The sequence below is a fragment of the Streptomyces tanashiensis genome, from assembly GCF_014648895.1.
Taxonomy (GTDB): Bacteria; Actinomycetota; Actinomycetes; order Streptomycetales; family Streptomycetaceae; genus Streptomyces; species Streptomyces tanashiensis.
In genome coordinates, this window is the sequence record NZ_BMRZ01000001.1 from 1,139,205 (window position 1) to 1,162,194 (window position 22,990).

A 22,990-nucleotide genomic window follows, 5' to 3' on the forward strand; every position below is an offset into this window, starting at 1 on the left:
CCACGGCATGGGCAGGGCGGAGTACGGGGGGCTACTGGCCGGCCAACGAGGCCACCGCGATGATCGCGAACATCAGTACGAGCACGCCGGCCATGATCCGGTTTCGGGTCTTCGGGTCCACCCGACGAGGTTAACCCGAGTGCCCCTCCCGCCCCTCAAGGGGCCAGGCGTCGACCGTCTCGTACCGGGGCTGCTCGCCCCGCACCCCGCTCACCGGCAGGTTCGACCGGACGAGCGCCAGCTCGGTCACCTGCCAGCGCGTGCCCTCGAATCCCCCGAGCTCGTCCAGGAAGGGCTGGAGCGGCGCCCCCTCCCCCCGTCCCCGCCCGACGGTCAGGTGCGCCTGATAGCGCCGGTGCTCGTCCATCGCGACCCCGGCGCGGCGCGCGGCGGCGTCGGACCGCTCGGCGAGGAGCCGCAGCGTGTCCAGGTCCCCGGCGACCCCGGCCCACAGGGCCCGGCGCCCGAAGTGCCCGCCGCCGTGCAGCCGCAACGGGAACGCGGGCGTGCGGTGCGCGGCCCGGCCCAGCCGCACCCGCAGCTCGGGCAGCAGCTCCTCCCCCACCTCCCCCATGAAGGCGAGGGTGAGATGCCAGCCGGGCCGCGAGGTCCAGCGGAGCCCGTCCGCGCCGGGCAGCCCGTGCAGACGGTCGACGACGCGTCCGAGCTCGTCGAGACACTCCGGGGGCGGCACGACGGCGGCGAAGAGCCTCATGGGGGAAGTCTGGCAGGCCGGACGGAGGTCCGGGCGGTACGCGCCGCCCGGCGGGCCGGCCTCACAAGGGTGCGGGGGCGCCGGGCGGCGCCCCCGCACCCGTCAGGAGACCTGGTTGTACACCCGGCCCAGGGAGTCCTTCCCGGCACCGGCCTGCGTGGTCGCCCGGGGCTTGAACGGGGTCTTGTAGTCGCCCGTGCCGGCGTAGAAGTACGCCGCTCCCGCCGCCGTCCGGGCGTACACGTCCGGACGCCCGTCCTTGTTGCCGTCGCCGATGCCGACGACGTCCGTGTACGCGTTCCAGCCGCCGCCTATCCGCGTCCGCGGCGCGAACGTGCCGTCCCCCCTGCCCAGGTACAGCCAGAGCGTCCCGGCCTTGTCACGGGCGACGAGATCACCGGCCGTGGCACCGCCGGTGTTCCCCGTGGCCGTGATCTGGTCGTAGATCCCCCAGCCGTAGCCGATCTTCCTCCGCGCCTCGAACGGCGCCGTCGTGGAACCCGTCGCCTTGTACAGCCACAGGTCACCCGCCTTGTCCGTCGCGACCAGATCGGCCCGCCCGTCACCCGTCAGATCACTCCCACCCGTGAGCCGGGTGTACGTGTTCCACCCGCCGCCGATCCGCACCCGGGACTCGTAGCCGACACGGGTCTGGCTGCCGGTGCCGCGGTGGAGCCAGAGGACCCCGTCCCGGTCGCGGGCGACCAGGTCGGCGGCGTTCGTACCGGCGATGTCGCCGACGGACTCGACCTGGTCGTAGATGTTCCAGCCGCGCAGCCCCGAGGTGGAGTTGTCCAGCGGGACGAGCCGTCCCGTGGCGTCGTCCCAGCGCGTGCCGATCTGGTCGAGATAGCCGTTCTTGTCCCGCGCGACCAGGTCCGGCGCCCCGTCGTCGTCGAAGTCGTGCGCCTTGGGGGAGCGGGTGACGGTGAGGGTGCCGGAGGTGGTGACCGACGGCATCCCGTTCCACGGCCGGGCGGTGACCGTCCACTCGTACGTGCCGTTGGGCGCGGGCCTCGGCCTCCACTTCTCCACCTCGCCGGCCCAGTCGAACCCGAGGCTTCCGTCCGGGTGGGCCCCGGAGCCGGACGCGGGCCGGACGACCGTCTCGAACGTCTCCCACGAGCCCTTGCGCTTCAGCTCGACGGTGAGGTCCGCCCGTGTGGTGGAGAACTTCCAGGACAGGCGGGTCTTGGCGACCCCGTCCAGGTCGACGGTGACCGGGGCGCCTCCGACGTACGCCAGGGGGGTGGCCCCGTCGTTCGGTTCGCCGGTGGAGGCGATCAGCGAGGCGGCCGGCTTCCCGTCCGCGCCGACCGCGACCCGGTAGACGCCCGCGCCGTCGGCGGCGGTGGTGCCGAGGACGAGGAAGGTGCCGTCGGGGCCCCGGGTGGTGCTCTCGGCGTGGTCGAGGAGCTTCACCGTCGACCCGTCCTTCAGGGAGCGGGCCGAGAACGCGTGCCACGGGGTGGCGTTGCCGGTGGAGGCGCCCCACAGGAACCAGTCGCCGAGCAGACCGCCGGTGATCGTGGTCGAGTCGTCGGGGCCGAGCGGGGTCCGCACGACCTCGTCCTGTCCCCGGACGGCCGTGGCCAGGACCAGCTTGTCGTCGGTGCGCTCCGTCCAGCCCACGTGCGTCGGGCTGAGGAAGGAGGACCTCGGCACGTACGGCTTCGGCCAGTCGGGTTCCGGGGCCAACTGGTACGTGCCGACCTGCTGCCCGGTCTTCAGGTCGATGACCAGGTCCTCGTCGTAGTTCCGCGCGACCGCCGTGTCGGGCAGGGTGTCGGACATCCAGCGGGGCTCGTAGTACGAGTCGCCCACGGTGCGGACGGTCGGCTGCCCGCCGCTGATGTCGATCAGCTTCAGCGTCTGCCGCGGGTGGTCGCTCACCAGGAGGGTCGAGCCCGCGACGGCGGCGAGGTAGCCGTGGGTCTCCGGGCCGGCGTTCAGGTCGAGGGTGACGGGCGCGGCGCCCGACGCCATGTCGAAGACCTTCACGGTCGAGGTGTAGATCTCCTCGGCACCGGCCTCGTTCACCTCGTGGGCGACCACGACGACGTCCGAGCCGGCCCCGCCACCGAGGACGTAGTCGCCCTCGCGCCTCTCGATGACCTTCGACACCCCGTCCGCGTACCGCGTCCAGCGCGCCGTGCCGTCGGCGTCCTCCGACAGGAAGCCGGTCTTCCCGGCGTTGAGCAGCTCACCGCCCGAGGCCAGGAACGGGACCTTGAGCGGCGCGGTGGCGGCCTGGGCAGCCGGCGCCAGGGCGGCGGGCGCGGGCGCGGCGATCGCGGTCGGTGCGGTGAACGAGGTCGCCGTCACGGCGGCGAGCACGACGCCGACGGCCACCGTCAGGCGCCGGCGGGAAAGAGCGGTACGCACAGCTTGGTTCTCCCCTTGTCGGATGGTCAGGTTCCTTCGAGGCGCTGCCGTCAGAAGGCCACGTTGTAGTACGTCTCGTGGTCCTCGTCCTCGACCGCGACCGCGGTGGAGGTGCGGGGCTTGAACGGAACCTTCCAGTCGCCCGTACCGGCGTAGAAGGAGGCGGCGGGCGTGCCCGTCGACGACCGGGCGTACAGGTCGGGGCGGCCGTCCTTGTTCGCGTCCCCGATGCCGACGATGTCCGTGTACACGTTCCAGCCGCCGCCGATCTGCGTCCGCGGCGCGAAGGTGCCGTCGCCCTTGCCCAGGTACAGCCAGAGCTTCCCGTCGTTGTCGCGGGCGACGAGGTCGCCGGCCGTGGCGCCGCCGATGTTCCCCGTGGCGGTGAGCTGGTTGTAGATCCCCCAGCCGTAGCCGATCTTCGTGCGTGCCTCGAACGGCGCGGTCGTGGAGCCCGTCGCCTTGTACAGCCACAGGTCACCCGCCGTGTCCGTCGCGACCAGATCGGCCCGACCGTCACCGGTCAGGTCGCTGCCGCCCGCGAGCTGGGTGTAGATGTGCCAGCCGCCGCCGATCCGTACGGGTTCGGCGGTGGCCCTCGGGTCGCCGACGTGCAGCCACAGGGAGCCGGACTTGTCCCGGGCGACGATGTCGACGGCCGGGGAACCGGCGATGTCGCCGACGGCCTCGACGCGGTCGTACCGGTTCCAGTCGCCCGTCCACACCGTCGAACCGCGGGTCTGCGCGTCGACGAGCCGCCCGGTGGCGTCGTCCCAGAGCGTGTCGATCGCGTCGAGGCTGCCGTCCGTCCGGCGCGCGAACAGGTCGGGCGAGCCGTTGCCCGCGTAGTCGTGCGCCTGGGGCGAACGGATCACGGTGAACGTGCCGGAGACCGTGACCGCCGGCATCCCGTTCCAGGGCCTGGCCGTCACCGTCCACTCGTACTCCCCGGCCGGAGCGGACGACCGGTAGGTGCCGCTGCCCAGTTCCCCGGTCCAGTCGAAGCCGAGCGAGCCGTCGGGGAGGACCCCGGTGCCGGTCTCACGGGGGCGGACGGTCGTCGTGAAGCGCCCTCCCGACTCCTTGTGCCGGAGCTCGACCGAGAGGTCCGCGTCGGTGGTGGAGAACTTCCAGCCCAGCCGGGTCTTCGCTACGCCGTCGAGGCCGAGGGTGGCCGGAACGCCGTGGCCGGTGTAGGTGAGGGGGGTGGTGGACCCGGGCTGCCCGCTGGAGGCGATCAGCCCGGCGGTCGGCTTCCCGTCCACGACGGAGAGCCGGTACACGCCCGCGCCCCGGTCGGCGGTGGTCCCGACCGCGAGCAGGGTGCCGTCGGCGGCCTTCATGACGCTCTCGGCGTGGTCGAGGAGCTTGACGGCGGTCCCGTCCGCCTGGGAGCGGGCCACGACCCCGCGCGGCTCGGCGGTGGCCCCCCGGTCGCCGAGCACGGACCAGTCGCCGCCCAGCGCGCCCAGGAAACGGGGCGGAACGTCGGCGGTGAGCGGCACGCGGGTGACCTCGGACGAGCCGCGCTTCGCCGACGCGAGGACGGTCGTGCCGTTCAGGTCCTCCGTCCATTCGACGCTGTCCTGCGTGATCGTGGCGGCTCCGCCCAGCGTCGCGCCGGCGGCGGCGGTGAACTCCTGGACGACGCGGGCGGTGGCGATGTCGACGACCACCAGCTTGCGCGGTCCGGTGGGTTCGAGGGCGCGGTAGAACCCGAGGGCGGTGCCCGGCAGGCTGTCCGCGACGGAGAACTCGCCCGCGCTGCCGTCGGTCATGCCGGTCACCCGACCGGAGGTCGTGACACCGCCCTGCTGGGTGCTGAGTATCGGGTGCAGCTCGTGGCCGTCGTCGAACAGGGCCGAGCCCACCGCGTCCGTGACCTCCCCGTCGAAGGCGGAGAAGGTGACGGGTGCGGCGCCGGTGGCCATGTCGCGCACGACCGCCTTCTCGGTCCCGTACCGCTGCGGCTTGGGCCAGGTGACCACCACGGAGTCCGAGGCGGACCCGAGGACCCTGCCGCCGGTCGTGTCGATCACGGTGGAGACGCCGTCCGAGTACCGCGTCCAGCGCGCGACCCCGTCGGCGTCCCGGGTGAGGAACCCGGTGGCACCCGCGCCGATCACCTGTCCGCCGGAGGCCAGGAAGGGGACCTGGAGGGGGGCGGTGGTCGTGGCGGCGGGTGCCGTCACCGCCACGGGCGCCGCGGCGGCGGCCGCCGGGGCGAGGAAGGGGCCGGAGGCGACGACCGCCAGGACGACCGCCACCGACATCGGGACACGACGACGAGACAAAGCTGTACGCAAGGTGTGTTCCTCCCCAACAACATCTTTACGGTCTTGACGACCGCCGAACTCGTCGAAGGGTTGTACGACTAGCCTCGTCGGCATGAAGATCCGAAAGGGCGGGGCGGAGGACCTCCCCGCGATACTCGCGATTCTCGACAGCGCCGTGGTGTGGCTCAACGGCAAGGGCATCACCGCGCAGTGGGGCACGGAGTCGTTCTCCGGGCGGCCGAAGGCGGTGGAGCAGGTCGAGCGGACGATGTCCGAGGGCGACCCGTGGATCGTCGAGATCGACGGCGTACCGGCGGGCACGATGACGCTGACGCCCCACCCCGGCCAGTACGTCGAGCCCGCCGACGAGCCCGAGGTGTACGTCCGACTCCTGGCGACGGACGCGCGCTTCCACGGACACGGGGTGGGGGCGGCCCTCCTGAAGCACGCGGAGGCGGAGACCCTCCGGCAGGGGGTGTCGCTCCTGCGCGTGGACTGCTTCGCGGGCAGCGAGGGCCGCCTCGTCGCGTACTACGAGCGCCAGGGCTTCACCCGCACCGAGCCGTTCGCGGTCGGCGACTGGCCGGGCCAGGTGCTGGAGCGGCGGTTCTGAGACGCGGACGGGGGCGGGGCGCTGCCTCACCGACAGCGCCCCGCCCCCTCAGCCGTACACCCGCGCCCGCGCCGTCAGGCCGCGGTCGCCAGCCGTTCGCGGGCCACGAACCGCACCTGCGGGTGCCCGTGGTGCCAGCCCATCGCGACCTTCAGGCCGCCGACCCGGGCCAGGACCAGGCCCACGACGACCGCCGCCGCGAGCGAGATCACGCCGCCCGTGGCGAAGCCGACGCGCGCGCCGTACGTGTCGGTGACCCAGCCGAGCAGCGGGGCTCCGATCGGCGTGCCACCGGCGAAGACCATCATGTAGAGGCTCATCACCCGCCCCCGCATCGCGGGGTCGGTGGCCATCTGGACGGCCGAGTTCGCGGTGATGTTGACCGTGAGGCCGATCATGCCGATCGGCACGAGCAGCAGCGCGAACAGCCAGAACGCCGGCGACAGGGCCGCCGCGATCTCCAGGACGCCGAAGACGGCCGCCGCGATCACCAGCATCCGCAGCCGGGTCGAGCCGCGGCGGGCCGCGGCGAGGGCGCCCACCAGGGAGCCGGCCGCCATCAGGGTGTTGAGGAAGCCGTACGCGCCGGCGCCGACGTGGAAGACGTCGCCGGAGAAGGCGGTGAGCCAGATCGGGAAGTTGAACCCGAAGGTGCCGACGAAGCCCACGAGCACGATCGGCCAGATCAGGTCCGGCCGCCCGGCCACGTACCGCAGCCCCTCCCGCAGCTGCCCCTTGCCGCGCGGGGCGCGCTCCACCGGGTGGAACTCGGCCGGCCGCATGAGCAGCAGGCCGACGATGGGCCCGAGGAAGAAGAGGCCGTTGAGGAGGAAGGCCCACCCGCTGCCGACGCCCGCGATGAGGACACCGGCGACGGCGGGGCCGATGAGCCGCGCGGACTGGAAGTTCGCCGAGTTCAGGGAGACGGCGTTGCGGAGCTGGTCGCGGCCGACCATCTCGGAGACGAAGGTCTGCCGGGCCGGGTTGTCGACGACCGTCACCATGCCGAGGAGGAAGGCGATGAGGTAGACGTGCCAGACCTGGATGGAGCCGGAGAGGGTGAGGGCGGCGAGCGCGAGCCCGCAGAGACCGAGGGCGGCCTGGCTGACGAGCAGCAGGCGCCGCTTCGGGTAGCGGTCGGCGATGACACCGCCGTACAGCCCGAAGAGCAGCATCGGCAGGAACTGCAGGGCCGTCGTGATGCCGACGGCGGCGGCCGAGCCGGTGAGGCTCAGGACCAGCCAGTCCTGGGTGATCCGGGCCATCCACGTACCGGTGTTGGAGACGATGGCTCCGGTGAAGAACAGCCGGTAGTTGCGAATGCGGAGCGAGGAGAAGGTTTCCCCCCGCCCACGGGTCTTGAGGGTGGGTTTGTGGACGGGTGCGGAGTCTGCTCCGGGTCCCGTACTCAAAGTGCGTCGCCTCCTTGGCGCATCGGTTACAGGTGGGCGAGCTTCTCCAGGACCGGGGCGGCGGCGCGCAGCTTCGCCCATTCGTCCTCGTCCAGGCCCTCGGCGAGGGTGGCCAGCCAGGCGTTCCGCTTGCGGCGGGACTCTTCGAGCATGGCTTCGGCCTGCTCGGTCTGGCTGACCACCTTCTGCCGGCGGTCGTCGGGGTGCGGCTCCAGCCGGACCAATCCCTTGGCTTCGAGCAGCGCGACGATGCGGGTCATCGACGGCGGCTGGACGTGCTCCTTGCGCGCCAGCTCGCCGGGGGTGGCGGAGCCGCAGAGCGACAGGGTGCCGAGCACCGACATCTCGGTCGGGCTCAGCGACTCGTCGACACGCTGGTGCTTGAGGCGTCGGCCCAGTCGCATGACGGAGGAGCGGAGCGCGTTCACGGCCGCGGCGTCGTCGGCGGTGCCGTGGGACAGGTCTGACATGTTCGTTAGCCTAACTCATTACTCTGTCTAAATACCAACAGGAACACGCGGAGGTAGCGGGGATCACACCCGTCACGCGCGCGGAGAGTGGCAGCACGGTGCACGGCAGATCACGCTTCGGCATCCATGTATCACCCAAACGAGTGAGTCGAATCCGGAAAGTGACGCAAAGGAGCCCCGGCTGCCCCGACCCTGAACGGCATGGGATCGACAGTGCTCAGCCTGCGCATCGACGGTGAGCTGCTCGACCGGCTCAGGAGTCACGCCGCGAAAAGAGGAATGAGCGTCCAGGACTACGTGGCCCGGACGCTCATTCGCGAGGATTTCGACGAGCGGTTCAAGACCGCGGTCGACGAGACGGAGAAGTTCTACGGTTCAGCTGCCGCTGAGCCCGGCGGTGATCACGTGAGGCCGAGCGCCGGCATCGCGTAGTAGAAGACGAAGACCGCCGACACGATGTACATGGCCACCGGGACCTCACGGCCGCGGCCGGCCGCGAGACGCAGCACGCTGAAGGCGATGAAGCCGATGCCGATGCCGTTCGTGATCGAGTACGTGAACGGCATCATCACCATGGCCAGGAAGGCCGGCACCGCGATGGTGTAGTCGCTCCAGTCGATGTCCTTGACCGAACCGGCCAGGATCAGGAAGCCGACCGCGAGCAGCGCGGGGGTCGCCGCCTGCGACGGCACCATGGTCGCGAGCGGCGTGAGGAACAGCGCCACCGAGAACAGACCGCCGGTCACGACCGAGGCCAGACCCGTGCGGGCACCCTCGCCGACGCCCGCCGTGGACTCCACGAAGCAGGTGGTGGCGGAGGAGGAGGTCGCGCCGCCGGAGGCGACGGCCAGGCCGTCGACGAGGAGGACCTTGTTGATGCCGGGGAAGTTGCCGTCCCGGTCGATCAGCTTGGCCTCGTCGCCGACGCCGAGGATCGTGCCCATCGCGTCGAAGAAGCAGGACAGCAGCACGGTGAAGACGAAGAGGGCGCCGGTCAGGAAGCCGACCTTCCCGAAGCCGCCGAAGAGGCTGACCTCGCCGACCAGACCGAAGTCGGGCGAGGCGACCGGGTTGCCGGGCCACTCCGGGGTGGTCAGACCCCAGGAGGGGACGGTCGCGACCGCGTTGATCACCATCGCCACGATCGTCATGACGACGATCGAGATGAGGATCGCGCCCGGCACCTTGCGGATGAGCAGGGCGAGGGTGAGGAGCGTGCCCAGGATGAAGACGAGGACCGGCCAGCCGGTGAGGTGACCGTCGCCGCCGAGCTGGAGCGGGACGGTGGTGTGCGCGGCGTCGGGGATGCGGGAGACGAAGCCCGAGTCGACGAGGCCGATCAGCATGATGAAGAGGCCGATGCCGATCGCGATGCCCTTGCGCAGGCCGACCGGGACGGCGTTCATGACGCGCTCGCGCAGACCGGTGGCGACGAGCAGCATCACGACGACGCCGGCGAGGACGACCATGCCCATGGCGTCCGGCCAGGACATCTTCGGCGCGAGCTGGAGCGCGACGACCGTGTTGACGCCGAGGCCTGCGGCGAGGGCGATCGGGACGTTGCCGATGACGCCCATGAGGAGCGTCGAGAACGCCGCCGTGAGGACGGTGGCGGTGACGAGCTGGCCGCCGTCGAGCTGGTGCCCGTACATGTCCTTGGCGCTGCCGAGGATGATCGGGTTCAGCACGATGATGTAGGCCATCGCGAAGAAGGTGGCGAAGCCGCCGCGGATCTCGCGGGCGACGGTCGAACCTCGCTCGGAGATCCTGAAGTAGCGGTCGAGGCCGGAGACGGGGTGTTCAGGGGTCTCCGGGGGCGTGGCCTTGGCGGTGGCCGTCGTACTCATGGGGGTTCCTCTTCGGAGGTTCAGAGAAGTCCTTTTTGGCGGTTCATACGAGTGGAACCCGCCAGAGGCAAACCGTTTCAGTATGAACACATGAACGAGCGAGCGTCCATCTCCGCGCGTAGACACCGCAACGAGCGGCCTAAACTGAGCCCCATGGCGAAGTGGACACCGAAGCACGAGGCACCCGAGCCCCTCGAAGGGCCGGTCGTCGCCACCATCACCGGCGGAACGATCCTCTGGTTCGTCCTCTTCCTCGTCCAGGTCCCCTTCTACGGCTGGTTCGACGACCGGGACCTCACCTGGTGGGTGTGGACCTGCCTGGCCGGTGCGGGGCTCGGCCTGATCGGCATCTGGTACGTACGCAAGCGGGACGCGGCGATCAAGCGGCACGCGGCGGCGCAGCGGACGGCCGACGGAGACCACGCGTAGCACCAGGGGACGATTCCGCTCCTCCCCCGGTCTGATCTTCGCCCTTCTCGGCAGGTGAACGACCGAATCCGGTCGTACCGTCGAGAACATGACTCAGCGGTCGAAGATCGACACGGACGGCGTCGGGACGACGGCGACCGGGCTCCCCGTCGTGCACAGCCCCGCCGGGCTGACCTCCGCCGAGGTCGCCGAACGCGTCGCGCGCGGCGAGGTCAACGACGTCCCCGTACGCAGCTCCCGCTCGACCACGGAGATCGTCCGCGCCAACGTCTTCACCCGCTTCAACGCGATCATCGGCGTGCTGTGGGTGATCATGCTGCTGGTCGCGCCGATCCAGGACAGCCTCTTCGGCTTCGTGATCGTCGCCAACACCGGCATCGGCATCGTCCAGGAGCTCCGCGCCAAGAAGACCCTCGACGGGCTCGCGGTCATCGGCGAGGCGAAACCCACCGTCCGGCGCGACGGGGTCGCCGCCGAACTCTCCACCTCCGAGATCGTCCTCGGCGACCTCATCGAGCTGGGCCCCGGCGACAAGGTCGTCGTGGACGGCGAGGTGGCGGAGGCCGACAGCCTGGAGATCGACGAGTCACTGCTCACGGGCGAGGCGGACCCGGTGGTGAAGAAACCCGGCGACCGCATGATGTCCGGCTCGTTCGTCGTCGCCGGCGGCGGCGCCTTCACCGCCACCAAGGTCGGCCGCGAGGCGTACGCCGCCCAGCTCGCCGAGGAGGCGTCCCGCTTCACCCTGGTCCACTCCGAGCTGCGTACGGGCATCTCCACGATCCTGAAGTACGTGACGTGGATGATGATCCCGACCGCGATCGGGCTCGTCATCAGCCAGCTCGTCGTGAAGGACGACAACTTCAAGGACGCCGTCGCCCGCACGGTCGGCGGCATCGTCCCGATGATCCCCGAGGGCCTCGTCCTCCTCACCTCCGTCGCCTTCGCGATCGGCGTGATCCGCCTCGGCCGCAAGCAGTGCCTCGTGCAGGAACTCCCGGCGATCGAGGGCCTCGCCCGGGTCGACGTGGTCTGCCTGGACAAGACGGGCACGCTCACCGAGGGCGGCATGGACGTCACGGAACTCCGCCCCCTGAACGGCGGCGACGAGACGTACGTTCGCAAGGTGCTGGGTGCCCTGGGCGAGTCCGACCCGCGGCCGAACGCCTCCCTCCAGGCCATCATCGACGCCTACCCGGACACGGTGGAGTGGCGCTGCACGGAGAGCCTGCCCTTCTCCTCCGCCCGCAAGTACAGCGGCGCGTCCTTCAGCGAAGGCGACGGCGAGAACTCGACCTGGCTCCTGGGCGCCCCGGACGTCCTCCTGAAGGCCGGCGACCCGACGCTCCCCGAGATCGACCACCTCAACGAACAGGGCCTCCGGGTCCTCCTCCTCGCCCGCGCGGCCCACGACCTCGACGCCCCCGACGTCGCCGCCGACGCCCGCCCCACCGCGCTCGTCGTCCTCGAACAGCGGCTGCGCCCCGACGCCGCCGACACCCTCGCCTACTTCGCCGACCAGAACGTCGCCACCAAGGTCATCTCGGGCGACAACGCGGTCTCGGTGGGAGCGGTGGCCGGAAAACTGGACATGCCGGGCGCGGAGAACACGGTGGACGCCCGCCACCTGCCCGACGACCGGGAGGCCATGGCAAAGGTCCTGGACGAGAACGCGGTCTTCGGCCGGGTCACCCCCCAGCAGAAGCGGGACATGGTGGCGGCGCTCCAGTCCCACGGCCACACGGTCGCCATGACGGGCGACGGCGTCAACGACGTCCTGGCCCTGAAGGACGCGGACATCGGCGTCTCGATGGGCTCGGGCTCGGAGGCGACGAGGGCGGTGGCCCAGATCGTCCTCCTGAACAACAGCTTCGCCACGCTCCCGTCGGTGGTGGCGGAGGGCCGCCGCGTCATCGGCAACATCACGCGCGTGGCCACGCTCTTCCTCACCAAGACCGTGTACTCGGTCCTCCTGGCGGTCCTGGTGGTCTGCTCCCAGGTGGAGTACCCCTTCCTCCCCCGCCACCTGACCCTGCTCTCCACCCTCACGATCGGCATCCCGGCGTTCTTCCTCGCGCTGGCCCCCAACAAGGAACGCGCGAAGCCGCACTTCGTCCGGCGGGTCATGCGGTACGCGATCCCCGGCGGCGTCGTCGCGGGCGCGGCCACCTTCACCACGTACCTCCTGGCCCGTCACCACTACACGGGCGAGGACGCCCTGGCCGCCGAGACCAGCGCGGCGACCCTCACGCTCTTCCTGGTCTCCCTGTGGGTCCTCGCGATCATCGCCCGCCCCTACACCTGGTGGCGCCTCACCCTCGTCGCCGCCATGGCCGGCGCCTTCCTCCTCGTCCTCGCCGTCCCCTGGCTCCAGGACTTCTTCGCCCTGAAGCTGGTGGGCGTGACGATGCCGTGGACGGCCGTCGGCGTCGCGGCGGCGGGAGCGGCCCTCCTGGAACTCGCGTGGCGCTGGGTGGACCGCCGCTTCCCGGCGTAGCCCTCACCGGGACACAGCTCCTCCACCCTTCGCTCCAGCGGGACTTGGGCCCATCGGCGCGCGGCGGCGCCTGCTGTACCGTACGGCTGCGATCTTCGGCTCGGGGGCGGTGTGCGCCGGTCCGGGCCGGCCGCGCCACCCGTTCTAGAGCAAAGGAAATGTCATGCGCAGACCACTCGCCGCGCTCGGCACCACGGCCCTGGTCATCACCTCCAGCCTCGGGCTGACGCTCGGGACCGCCGGTGCGGCCCACGCGTCCCGCGAGTACTGCCAGGCCATGTTCGGCAGCTACGAGCCGCTGCTGTACCAGGGCATCACCGGGTACAACCTGGAGGTCCAGGAGCTCCAGTGCAAGCTCAACTCCTGGAAGCCGAGCCTGGCGCTCGTGGAGGACGGCAAGTTCGGCCCGGCCACGCGCGACGCCGTCGTGAGGTTCCAGGCCTTCGCAGGCCTGGAGCAGGACGGCGTGGTCGGCTGGTACACGTGGAGCTCGCTGGACCGGTGGTGCAACTACCTGCAGACCTGACCGGCGACGGGGCCGCTCAGTCGAACCAGCGGTCCCGGGCCAGCTCCGCCGTCCTCGACGGGTCCTCCAGGAGGGCCGCCACCTCGAAGCGGCGGGGCCACTGGCCGGCCGCCCAGGCGAGACCGGCCGCCACGCCCTCCAGGGTCGAGGCGTGGACGACGCCGTCGGGGGTGCGGCGCCAGTCGAGATCGGTGCCGCCCGCGTGGAGTTCCTCGTGCTCGACGTACGAGGAGGGGGTCGAGGGGCCCAGGAGGGCGTGGACCGACGACGGGACCTCGTGCTCCTCGCCGACCGTCGTGACCTCGGCCGCGACGGCCTCGCTCAGCCGGCGGACCTGGAAGAGGTCGGCCAGGTCGGCCGCGCGGGACGGGGAGACCGGGAGGAGGGGGAGGTCGCCGGCCAGCGGGAGCAGGTCGGGGGCGTCTGCCACCAGGGCCTCGGAGGCGTCGACCACGACCAGGCTGCCGTCCACGACCGCGCGCAGTTCGTCCGGGAGCGTCACCTGCTCGGGGTCCAGGTCCGCCAGGGCCGTGTACAGGGCGTGGAGCTGGACCCCCGTCACCTCCCGCGACGGGTCCGCGAGACGGGTCAGGAGCTCCACCGCGCCGCCCGGCTCGTCGAGGAGGGCCGCGACCGAGGTGCGGACGCCCAGGGCGCGCAGGACCTGCTCGTCCTCGAATCCGGTCGCGTCGGCGGAGTCGTACAGGCCGGCGAGGAGCGGGTCCGAGCCCGCCGCGCGCAGGCCCGCCGGGCGGCGGCCGTCCAGGACCGGGTGGTCGCGCAGCCACCAGGCCGTGTACGAGCGGACGGTCTCCGTCGTGCCGTCCGGCAGCAGGACCCGTACGGGCTGGGTCAGGGCGTCCCGGAGGGGCGGCTGCGCGAGCAGCGCGAGGGCCTGCGGCCAGGCGTCGTCGTCCACCAGGTCCAGGTCCCGTACGGCCACGATCTCCGTCGCCACGGGGGGTACCGGGGTCTCCGGGAGGCGGTCCAGGACGTCCTCGCACCAGACGTCGACCGCGTCGAGGAGGCCCGCGTCGTCCGGCTCCGGGTAGTCGCCCTCGCGCGGCTCGACCTCGTCCGGGTCGAGGACCAGGTCGGTGGCGCGGACCAGGGCGAAGTTCGCGAGCACCCCGCACGCGGCGAGCGGCTGCTCGCCCCAGCGGGACGCCAGTTCCGCGTCGACGAAGGCCAGTTCGTCCTCGCGCATCACGGCCGCGAAGGGCGAGCCCGGGAGGACCAGTTCGCCCGCCGGGGAGAGTTCGCCGTCCTCGTCGGGGAGGGCGAGCGCGCCGAGCCACGGCTCCTCGCCGGGGTCGAGCTCCGCGTCGCGGACCAGGGCGAGGACCGTGTCGGCCAGCTCCTCCGCGTCGAGGGCGTCCGCGTCCTCGTCCCAGATCTCCCCCGCGTCGAGGGAGCCGGCGACCGCCGCCCGCACCTGCGGGGTCGTCAGGACCGCGCGGGGCGTGGCGGGCAGGGCGCCCAGCTTCTCCAGGAGCGGGTGGGCGGCCTCCGGGTGCGCCACCTTCAGGCCGAGCCGGGTCAGCTCGGCGGGGGTGCGGTCCTGCGGGAGGAGGACCTGACGGGGGCCGATCGTCGTACGGATCCGGGCGCCCTCGGCGGTCTCCGCGAGCGGCACCGGGAGGCCCGTCAGGCGGTCCGGGTCGACGCCGGCGAGGGAGTCGTACAGCCGCCACCACCACGTCGGCGCCCGGTCCACCCCGGCCAGGCGGTCGATCGCCTCGGTCAGGGGGACGCGGCCGACGCCGAGCGTGCGGAGCTCGGGACGGCGTTCGAGTCCGGCGGGCAGCAGGGTCGGGAACACCTCGGCGAGCACGTCGACGGTCTCCGCGCCCGCGCCCTCCGCGACCTCCGCCTCGATCGGGCGGAGCGCGGGAAGCTCCTCGGACGGCGCGGCCGGCGCCAGGAACGCGACCCTCGGAAGCCGGTCCAGGATCGCCTCGCGCAGCGCCCCGTCGAGCGGGCCCTTGCCGAGCGGCCCGGGGACGAGGTCGAGGGTCGCCGTCGTCACCGGATGCCAGTCGGCGAGCAGTTCGGCGTACGCGTCGGCGGCCCGCTGCACCAGGAAGTCGGTGAGCGGCCCCGGCGCCGGGTGCCGCCGGGCCGTGTCGAGCGGGAGGGACGCGATGAGCAGGGCGGGGATGCCGAGCGGCTCGTCGGTGGGGGTCGGGGCGTGCACGACGGGGGTCGTACGGGGGTACCTCGGGGCCCCCTCGGCATCCACGGGCACGGCCCAGGTCACGGACCAGTGCGGGCGGAGCCGCTCCTCGACCGGACGGTCCTTCAGGAGTCCGGCGTCGAGGGGGCCGCCGTGGGTGACGGTCCGCCAGCGGTTGCCGCCGGTCGCGGAGTCGTCGACGCGGACATAGCCGTCGTCCTCGGAGCGGCGCAGGGTCCGTACGCCCTCGGCCGTCTCCACGACGATCTCGGCGAGGCCCGGAAGGGTGAGGAGCAGGGCGTCGTCGACCGAGGCGAGGAGACGCTCGGCCAGGTCCTCGGCGGCGGTGTCCCGCAGCGGGAGGACGACGACGGTGTCGTAGCCGTCGGGCGCGGTGCCCTCGGCGGGCAGCGGGAGCCGGAGCAGCGGCACGTGGCCGTCGCGGCGGCGCAGTTCGTCGCCGAGGCCCGGGCTGTACCGGGCGGCCTCGGCGGCCAGTTCGCGCGCCTCGGCGAGGGACCACCTGACGCCGCCGTGCCGGCCCAGGACGGCGGGCTCGTCGGAGACGGCGAGGACGGCGGCGAAGCCGACGCCGAAGCGGCCGACGGCGCCGTGGGCCTGCTCGCGCTTGGCCGAGGCGCGGAGGGTGGAGAGCGACTCGGTGCCCGCGGCGTCCAGCGGGGCGCCGGTGTTCGCGGCGGCGAGGACGGCGGGGCCCTCGTGGTCCGCGGGGTGCAGGGTCAGCCGGAGACGGCCGGTGACACCGGCGCGGTGGGCGGCGTCGGCGGCGTTCTGGGCGAGCTCGACGACGAGGCGGTCGCGGTAGCCGCCGAGCGCCAGGTCCTCCTCGGCGTTGGCGTCCTCGCGGAACCGGGCGGGCGAGGCGCCCCAGGCGTCGAGCACGCCCCGCCGCAGCCGTGCGGTGCCGAAGGGATCGGTTCCGTCGGTCGTCGTCCGGACGCTGACGCTCACGTCTGACTCCACTCTGCGGGGCGGATCGGTCCCGGACCTCAGTGCCCGGGGCCCGAAGGTACCGCGCCCCGGGACCCCCGGACGGCCGGGGCACGTGCGGTCCCAGGGGCGTGCGGAGTCATTCGGCCACCCACGCGGGGCTCCGCGGGGTGGCGTGGCCACACCCCCTCAGGAGTGGCCCAGGTCCTCGGAGGCCGCGTCGGGTTCCGTCGTGGAGCCGGAGTCCTTCGCCGGGCGGAGGGGGAACTCGTCCGCCGCCATGGAGTCCAGGACCGGCGGGGCCGGGCGCGGGGGCTTCGGCATGACGGCGGCCTCCGAGTGCCCGCCGCAGCCGTACGCGAGGGAGACGACCCGGCCGTCCGCCGGGGAGAACTCGTTGGCGCAGAGGCCGAACGCCTGCTTCAGGGAGCCGGCCAGCGGCACCAGGAAGGCGCAGGACTCGCAGGAGGCGGGCGCCGCCTGTGCCATCGGGGTCTTCGCGCCGAACGCCTCGTCCCAGCGGTCCGCCGCCACGTGCAGTCCGTACCGGGAGAGGACCCGGGCCCGGCGCATGCCGAGTTCCTCGGCGACCGCCGCGATGGCGCCGCGGGACGGGGTGCGCGAGGTGAGCTCGGCGTCCTCCTCGTCGAGGTGCTCCTCCATCTCCTCCGAGACGGCGGAGTTCGGCGGCGGCGCGTCCTCGCCCGAGTAGCCGGGCTCCAGGCGCAGGTCGTCCTGCTCCGTGGGCAGGAGGTCGCCGGGGCCCATGTCGCCGGGCCGCAGCCGCTCGCTCCACGGCACCCACTCGGGGGCGAGGAGGGCGTCGCCGCCGGGCAGCAGGACGGTTTCGTCGAGCGTGACGTTCTTGGCACGCGAGGCCCGGGTGACGGTCACCGCCCAGCGCCAGCCCCGGTAGCCCGGCTCCTTGGACTCGAAGTAGTGCGTGACGACGCGGTCGCCCTCCGCGACCGCCTCGACGTGCGCGCCGACGATGCCGGGCGCGGCCGCCTCCTCGGCGGCCTCCCGCGCGAGGTCTACGGCCTCCGCGCACAGGCGGTCGGGGGTACGCGTGGCTCGCGGGGTACGCGGGGTACCGCTTCGCGTCGTCGCAGCACTCACAGGTCTCGCTTCTCTCCTACGCCGTCTCACGGGTGCGCCGGCCGAGGGGCGGGAGCGAAGCCACGGGCGGCGGGCGGAGCGGACCAGAGGGCCGCATCGACGTCCGCACCCGACTTGTCTCGCGCGTCTCGGGCACACCTAACGCCATCCATTCTGCGGGATGCCGAAGAGGCGCGCGGCCGAGAGCTTCCGCCGGTGACGCGCTACGCACGCTACCCCGTTCGCGGGCCTCCGCCCACCTGCCCGTCCCAAGTGGCCCGGATCGCGGACGCCCGGCGGGACCGGACCGACCGGCGGCGGGCCCTCCGCCGGGCCCGTCCGCGCCCCCGAAGTGGCCCGTTCCGGGACCCCGCGTCGGGGTCCACCGTCGTGCCACGGTTCGTCGGGCGCGCCCGTGGGGCACTATGACGGAGTGGCAGCCGCACGGTCCCCCGTACGATCGCATGATCCCGCCGGGCCGCTCCGCCGAGCGGGCCGGAAGGTCGGGCGCGCCCTGCACCTGCCGTTCACCGGGACCGCGAAGGGCATCCGGAAGGCCACCCACGCGCACGGCGCGGGCGAGTCGGGGCTCGGGAAGCTGATCGAGCTCCACGCCGTGAACGGCGCCGGGGACGTCATGATCACCGTCGCCCTCGCCTCCACCGTCTTCTTCTCCGTGCCGACCGACGAGGCCCGCGGCCGGGTCGCGCTCTACCTCGCCGTCACGATGGCTCCCTTCACGCTCCTCGCCCCCGTGATCGGTCCGCTCCTGGACCGGATCCCGCACGGGCGGCGCGCGGCGATGGCGGGCGCGATGCTGACCCGCGCGGTCCTCGCGATCATGATGTCGGGGGCCGTGGCGACGGGCGGCCTGGAGCTGTACCCGGCGGCGCTCGGCGTGCTCGTGGCCTCGAAGGCGTACGGGGTGGTGCGCAGCGCCGTCGTGCCCCGCCTCCTCCCACCGAACTTCTCCCTGGTGAAGGCGAACTCGCGGGTGACCCTGGCCGGGCTGCTCGCGACCGGCATCGCCGCGCCCATCGGGGCGGGGCTCCAGATGGTCGGGCCGAGCTATCCGCTGTACGGGGCGTGCGCGCTGTTCCTGCTCGGCGCGTTCTGGGCGCTGCGGATGCCGCCCAAGGTGGACTCGGCGAAGGGGGAGCGGCGGGCGCACCTGCTGACCCACGGCGAGAAGAAGCCGAGCCTGCGGACGGTCGGCCCGTCGGTGCTGCACGGTCTGGAGGCGAACGCCTCGCAGCGCATGCTGTCCGGTTTCCTGATCTTCTTCCTGGCCTTCCTGCTGCGTGAGCATCCGCTGTCCGGGCAGAGCGCGGCCGTCTCCCTGGGGATCGTGGGCGTGGCGGCGGGCGTGGGGAACGCCTGCGGCACGGCGGCCGGCTCGCTGCTGCGGGACCGGGGCCACGGGCCCGAGGTGATCATCGCCACGATGATCACCGTGGTGCTCGGTACGGCCATCTGCACGGCGGTCTTCTTCGGCGGTCTGATGGTCGCCGTCCTCGGCGCGGTCGCGGGGCTCACCCAGGCCCTGTCGAAGCTGTCCCTGGACGCGCTGATCCAGCGGGACGTGCCGGAACTGGTGCGGACCTCGGCGTTCGCCCGCTCCGAGACGGCGCTGCAGATGGCGTGGGTGGTGGGCGGCGGGATCGGCATCGCCCTGCCCCTGAACGGCACCCTCGGCATGTCGGTCGCCGCCGGGATCCTGGCCCTGGGCTGGCTCCTCGCGGTCCGTGGCCTCCTGTCGGCGGCCCGCAGCCGCCCGGGCCCGAAGGGCGGCCGCCCGAGGACGAAGGTGGCCTAGCCGGGGGCGGGGACACTCCGTGCGAACCGGTACGCCGTGGCGGCACGCCGTACCCCCGCGTGGCGCGGGCGCGGCGGCCCGATAGCCTTCGGCTCATGACCGTTGCGTTCTTCTCCGGCTCGCGCCGCCGGGCCGCCGTCGCCCTCGGGGCCGTCTCCGCCGGCCTCCTCGTCCTCTCCGCCTGCGACAAGCCGACTCCGCTCGCGACCCTGACGGTCGGGACGGACTCGGTGCACACCGAGGCCGCCTGCTACAACGACGGCGACGCCATCAAGGAGTCGCAGATCCAGCAGTGCCTCAACAAGAAGGCCGAGAAGACCATCACGGTCTCCGCGGACGACAAGATCCGCTTCGGGGTGGACCCGGAGATCGCGGACAACGGCTGGACGATCTTCCTCGGCGGCCAGCAGGCCGAGCCCGAGCCGTACAAGAAGACGTACCGGACCATCCCGGCCAGCGCCTTCTTCTCCAGCCAGACCGGCGAGGCCACCGACAAGACCCAGGTGACCATCGTCGAGAACACCGGCAAGAAGCTGACCGGCGTCTGGCACTTCCAGCTGAAGAAGGACTCCTGATCCGCCGGTGGTCCACCGGATCCTGATCGTGACGGCCGTGGCGGCGGAGGCGGACTCCGTCTCCGCGGGCCTCGGCCTCGGCGACCCCGGGCTCCTCCCGCTGCCGGGCGGTCTCACGCTGCGCCGTCACCGGGACCGCGTCGACGTCCTGGTCGGCGGGGTCGGCCCCGCGGCCGTCGCCGCCGCGACCGGGACGGCGCTCGCGCACGAGGCGCTGACCGGGGACCGGGGCCGTTACGGCCTCGTCGTCTCCGCCGGGATCGCCGGCGGGTTCCTTCCGGCGGCGCCGGTCGGCTCCGTCGTGGTGTCCTCGGCGATCGTCGCCGCCGATCTCGGGGCCGAGACCCCGGACGGGTACCTCGCCGTCGAGGAGCTCGGCTTCGGGCGGTCGGTCCACCACGTGCCCGAGGCACTGACCGACCGGATCACCACCGCGCTGACCGCCGGGAGCCGGGACACCGCGGGCCCGGACGCCGGGAGCCCGGACACCGCCGCGCCGGACACCGGGAGCCCGGACACCACCACCCCGGGCACCACCGCACCGCCGTACGCCCTCGCGCCCGTCCTCACCGTCTCCACCGTCACGGGCACCGCCCGGCGCGCCGCCGAGCTCGCGGAGCGCCACCCGACGGCCGCCGCCGAGGCGATGGAGGGCTTCGGCGTCGCCGAGGCCGCCGCCGCGCACGGCGTGCCCGTCGTCGAGATCCGGGCCGTGTCGAACGCCGTCGGCCCCCGCGACCGCGCCGCCTGGCGCATCGGCGAGGCCCTGGGCGCCCTCCGGCACACCTTCGAGCTGCTGAGCCGAACCGTCCTCGTGGAGCCGTGGGAGCCGTCGTGACCAAGCTGAAGATCGCCTACTCGCCCTGCCCGAACGACACCTTCGTCTTCGACGCCTGGGCGCACGGCCGGGTCCCGGGCGCGCCCCGGCTCGACGTGACCTTCGCGGACATCGACGTCACCAACGGCTGGGCGGAGAGCGGCACCGACACCCACGACGTCCTGAAGGTGTCGTACGCGGTGCTGCCGTGGATCCTCGACGAGTACGCCCTGCTGCCCTGCGGCGGCGCCCTGGGCCGGGGCTGCGGGCCGCTTGTCCTCACCCGCGACGCCGCGACCGGCGCGGACCTGGCGGGGAAGACGGTCGCCGTGCCGAGCGAGCGCTCGACGGCGTACCTGCTGTTCCGGCTGTGGGCGGCGGAGAAGGTCCCCGGCGGCGTCGGAGAGGTCGTCGTGATGCCGTTCCACGAGATCATGCCCGCCGTGCGGGACGGCAAGGTCGACGCGGGGCTCGTCATCCACGAGGCCCGCTTCACGTACGGGAACTACGGGCTGCACTGCCTCGCCGACATGGGCGAGCACTGGGAGTCCACGACCGGTCTCCCGATCCCGCTGGGCGCGATCGTCGCCCGCCGCTCGCTGGGGGCCGAGACGCTGGAGCTGCTCGCCGAGTCCGCCCGCGCCTCGGTGCGGATGGCCTGGGACGATCCGGCGGCCTCCCGGCCGTACGTCCTGGAGCACGCCCAGGAGATGGACCCGAAGGTGGCCGACCAGCACATCGGCCTCTACGTGAACGAGTTCACGGCCGACCTCGGCGAGCACGGCTACGCGGCGGTCCGCGGGCTGCTCACGCGCGCCGCGGCCGAGGGGCTCGTACCGCCCCTCGGCCCGGACGCGCTGCGGTTCCCGTAGGCGGGGCCTACACGTCGAGCTGGTCGGCGACCGCGCGGAGCAGGCCGGCGATCTTCTTGCCGGCCGCCTTCTCCGGGTAGCGGCCGCGCTCCAGCATCGGCGTGATGTTCTCCAGGAGCGTCGTCAGGTCCTGCACGATGGACGCCAGTTCGTCGGGCTTGCGGCGCTGCGCCGCGGCGACGGACGGGGTCGGGTCGAGGATCGTGACGGACAGCGCCTGGTCGCCGCGCTGACCGGCGACGACCCCGAACTCCACCCGCTGACCAGGCTTCAGTGCGTCGACTCCGGCAGGGAGCACCGACGAGTGGACGAAGACGTCGCCGCCGTCGTCACGGGAGAGAAAGCCGAAGCCCTTCTCGCTGTTGAACCATTTGACCTTGCCGGTAGGCACGTCTGTCCTCGTCCTCGTCCTCGTCGATGGGGATGGCAAACAGCGGGTCGACCGACCCGCCGGCACCAGGCTAATGGGCAGGAGGCCGGTGACAAGACGTCGCCGATGTGTTCCTCCGGCCTGGGAACTACCCTGGCCGGATGCGTAGTGAAACCCCCGCCGTGCCGGTGGACGACAGTGCCCCGGGTGACGGACTCGTCAAGGCCGGTGTGATCGTGTTCGCGGTCGGCGCGGTCGCGACGCTGGTCACCGTGGCCCCGCTGTTCCTCGGGACGGACCCGTTCCCCACCGTGGCGTACCTCGTGTCGATGCTGATGGGGGTCGGATTCCTCCTCGCCACCGCCGGGGTGCTGCGCTCGGTCGCGGCCCAGCGGCGGCAGGCCCGTTCCGGCCAAACGGCCTGAGGCTCAGGCCAGGTACCCCTCCCACCAGGCGCGGAAGTCCGTCAGGTCCGCCAGGACCACGTCCGCGCCGGCCGCCCGCAGCTCCTCGGCGGGGCAGGGGCCGGTCGCGACGGCCACCGAGAGGGCGCCCGCCGCGGCGGCGCCCCGGACGTCTCCGACATGGTCCCCGACGTACACCCCGGCGCCGTGCGCGCGCAGCGCCTCCGCCTTGCCCTCGGCCCACAGGCCGCCCGCGACCGCGTCGGGCTCGATGCCGAGGTGGGCGAGGTGCAGCTCGGCGTGGGGGCCGTTCTTCGCGGTGACGACGATCGTGCTGCCGCCCGCCTCGCGCACGGCCTCGATCGCGTCCCGGGCGCCCGGCATCGGGACGGTGGGCTCGATCGCGTACGTGGGATAGAGCGCCCGGTAGCGGGCGGTCATCTCCGTGACGTGCTCGGCCGGGAACCAGTGCGCGATCTCCTGCTCCAGGGGCGGCCCGAGGCGGCTCACGACGAGGTCGGCGTCGATGGGGACGCCCGTCTCGGCGGAGAAGGCGACGAAGGCCGCCCTGATGCCCGGGCGGGTGTCGAGCAGGGTCAGATCGAGGTCGAAGCCGACGGTGGGCGCGTGCGCGGGCGTGGTTGTCATGGGACCCATTGTCGGGGGACCTCCGGCCCAGGTGTTCGAATATGGGTGCTGGCTACACTCAGGTGAGCCTAACCAAACCCGTACTCCCCCGAT

The 22,990-nt window shown here is 72.8% G+C and carries 20 protein-coding genes; 10 read left to right on the forward strand and 10 right to left on the reverse strand.

Translation table 11 applies throughout. From position 1 onward, the window contains the following. Nucleotides 1-130: 130 nt before the first annotated feature. The 3 genes from thpR to IE237_RS05220 all read right to left on the reverse strand — a co-directional run bounded on the left by thpR (nucleotide 131) and on the right by IE237_RS05220 (nucleotide 5,406). Entirely contained in the window at nucleotides 131-715 is a 585-nt protein-coding gene (thpR, locus tag IE237_RS05210) for an RNA 2',3'-cyclic phosphodiesterase (RefSeq protein ID WP_189800558.1), read from the reverse strand. A 102-nt stretch (nucleotides 716-817) separates the two neighbouring features. Next, nucleotides 818-3,100, reverse strand: coding sequence for an FG-GAP-like repeat-containing protein (locus IE237_RS05215; protein ID WP_189800559.1), 2,283 nt, complete (start codon nucleotides 3,098-3,100; stop codon nucleotides 818-820). 50 nt (nucleotides 3,101-3,150) lie between these two features. Further along, on the reverse strand, nucleotides 3,151-5,406 hold the full coding sequence (locus tag IE237_RS05220) for an FG-GAP-like repeat-containing protein (protein WP_189800560.1): 2,256 nt from the start codon (nucleotides 5,404-5,406) through the stop codon (nucleotides 3,151-3,153). 82 nt (nucleotides 5,407-5,488) lie between these two features. Here IE237_RS05220 and IE237_RS05225 point away from each other — a divergent pair, with 82 nt between their 5' ends. Next, complete coding sequence (locus IE237_RS05225) at nucleotides 5,489-5,989, forward strand: GNAT family N-acetyltransferase (protein ID WP_189800561.1); 501 nt, start codon at nucleotides 5,489-5,491, stop codon at nucleotides 5,987-5,989. Between the two features lie 74 nt (nucleotides 5,990-6,063). Here the strand turns inward: IE237_RS05225 and IE237_RS05230 are convergent, their stop codons facing one another. Next, a complete protein-coding gene (locus IE237_RS05230; RefSeq protein ID WP_189800562.1) occupies nucleotides 6,064-7,401 on the reverse strand; it encodes an MFS transporter in 1,338 nt (445 codons plus the stop codon). Nucleotides 7,402-7,427: 26 nt separating this feature from the next. Then, the gene (locus IE237_RS05235; RefSeq protein WP_189800563.1) at nucleotides 7,428-7,871 is read right to left on the reverse strand and encodes a MarR family winged helix-turn-helix transcriptional regulator; all 444 of its coding nucleotides are present in this window, start codon (nucleotides 7,869-7,871) and stop codon (nucleotides 7,428-7,430) included. Between the two features lie 201 nt (nucleotides 7,872-8,072). On the opposite strand from IE237_RS05235, the gene IE237_RS05240 reads away from it, so the two are divergent. Then, entirely contained in the window at nucleotides 8,073-8,303 is a 231-nt protein-coding gene (locus IE237_RS05240; protein WP_189800564.1) for a hypothetical protein, read from the forward strand. Here the strand turns inward: IE237_RS05240 and IE237_RS05245 are convergent. Beyond that, nucleotides 8,273-9,718 carry an NCS2 family permease gene (locus IE237_RS05245; RefSeq protein ID WP_189800565.1) on the reverse strand — a complete coding sequence of 482 codons (1,446 nt, stop codon included), beginning with the start codon at nucleotides 9,716-9,718 and terminating at the stop codon, nucleotides 8,273-8,275. The two genes, IE237_RS05240 and IE237_RS05245, sit on opposite strands and share 31 nt — an antisense overlap. A gap of 153 nt (nucleotides 9,719-9,871) precedes the next feature. On the opposite strand from IE237_RS05245, the gene IE237_RS05250 reads away from it, so the two are divergent. The 3 genes from IE237_RS05250 (at nucleotide 9,872) to IE237_RS05260 (ending at nucleotide 13,170) form a co-directional block, all read left to right on the forward strand. Continuing rightward, nucleotides 9,872-10,147, forward strand: a complete 276-nt coding sequence (locus tag IE237_RS05250) for a DUF2530 domain-containing protein (protein WP_189800566.1) — start codon at nucleotides 9,872-9,874, stop codon at nucleotides 10,145-10,147. Between the two features lie 88 nt (nucleotides 10,148-10,235). Then, a complete protein-coding gene (locus IE237_RS05255) occupies nucleotides 10,236-12,644 on the forward strand; it encodes a cation-translocating P-type ATPase (protein ID WP_189800567.1) in 2,409 nt (802 codons plus the stop codon). A gap of 163 nt (nucleotides 12,645-12,807) precedes the next feature. Next, entirely contained in the window at nucleotides 12,808-13,170 is a 363-nt protein-coding gene (locus IE237_RS05260) for a peptidoglycan-binding domain-containing protein (protein ID WP_189800568.1), read from the forward strand. Nucleotides 13,171-13,186: 16 nt separating this feature from the next. Here the strand turns inward: IE237_RS05260 and IE237_RS05265 are convergent, their stop codons facing one another. Next, nucleotides 13,187-16,330 carry a sacsin N-terminal ATP-binding-like domain-containing protein gene (locus tag IE237_RS05265; RefSeq protein ID WP_189800569.1) on the reverse strand — a complete coding sequence of 1,048 codons (3,144 nt, stop codon included), beginning with the start codon at nucleotides 16,328-16,330 and terminating at the stop codon, nucleotides 13,187-13,189. Between the two features lie 156 nt (nucleotides 16,331-16,486). Further along, nucleotides 16,487-17,416, reverse strand: coding sequence for a DUF3027 domain-containing protein (locus IE237_RS05270; RefSeq protein ID WP_189800570.1), 930 nt, complete (start codon nucleotides 17,414-17,416; stop codon nucleotides 16,487-16,489). Nucleotides 17,417-17,828: 412 nt separating this feature from the next. Between IE237_RS05270 and IE237_RS05275 the strand changes: the two genes are divergently transcribed. The 4 genes from IE237_RS05275 (at nucleotide 17,829) to IE237_RS05290 (ending at nucleotide 21,475) form a co-directional block, all read left to right on the forward strand. After that, nucleotides 17,829-19,211: an MFS transporter gene (locus tag IE237_RS05275; protein WP_229842262.1), complete on the forward strand. Its 1,383-nt coding sequence runs from the start codon at nucleotides 17,829-17,831 to the stop codon at nucleotides 19,209-19,211. A 95-nt stretch (nucleotides 19,212-19,306) separates the two neighbouring features. Further along, nucleotides 19,307-19,786, forward strand: coding sequence for a DUF2771 domain-containing protein (locus IE237_RS05280; protein ID WP_189800572.1), 480 nt, complete (start codon nucleotides 19,307-19,309; stop codon nucleotides 19,784-19,786). 7 nt (nucleotides 19,787-19,793) lie between these two features. After that, complete coding sequence (gene mqnB / locus IE237_RS05285; protein WP_189800573.1) at nucleotides 19,794-20,624, forward strand: futalosine hydrolase; 831 nt, start codon at nucleotides 19,794-19,796, stop codon at nucleotides 20,622-20,624. Then, complete coding sequence (locus IE237_RS05290) at nucleotides 20,621-21,475, forward strand: 1,4-dihydroxy-6-naphtoate synthase (RefSeq protein ID WP_189800574.1); 855 nt, start codon at nucleotides 20,621-20,623, stop codon at nucleotides 21,473-21,475. The genes mqnB and IE237_RS05290 overlap by 4 nt, the downstream gene beginning before the upstream one ends. A 7-nt stretch (nucleotides 21,476-21,482) precedes the next feature. On the opposite strand, the gene IE237_RS41480 is transcribed toward IE237_RS05290, so the two are convergent. Beyond that, complete coding sequence (locus IE237_RS41480; RefSeq protein ID WP_030694234.1) at nucleotides 21,483-21,866, reverse strand: cold-shock protein; 384 nt, start codon at nucleotides 21,864-21,866, stop codon at nucleotides 21,483-21,485. 140 nt (nucleotides 21,867-22,006) lie between these two features. Here IE237_RS41480 and IE237_RS05300 point away from each other — a divergent pair, with 140 nt between their 5' ends. Then, complete coding sequence (locus IE237_RS05300) at nucleotides 22,007-22,270, forward strand: hypothetical protein (protein WP_189800575.1); 264 nt, start codon at nucleotides 22,007-22,009, stop codon at nucleotides 22,268-22,270. Between the two features lie 3 nt (nucleotides 22,271-22,273). On the opposite strand, the gene IE237_RS05305 is transcribed toward IE237_RS05300, so the two are convergent. Next, nucleotides 22,274-22,897 carry an HAD family hydrolase gene (locus IE237_RS05305; protein WP_189800576.1) on the reverse strand — a complete coding sequence of 208 codons (624 nt, stop codon included), beginning with the start codon at nucleotides 22,895-22,897 and terminating at the stop codon, nucleotides 22,274-22,276. Between the last annotated feature and the right edge of the window lie 93 nt (nucleotides 22,898-22,990).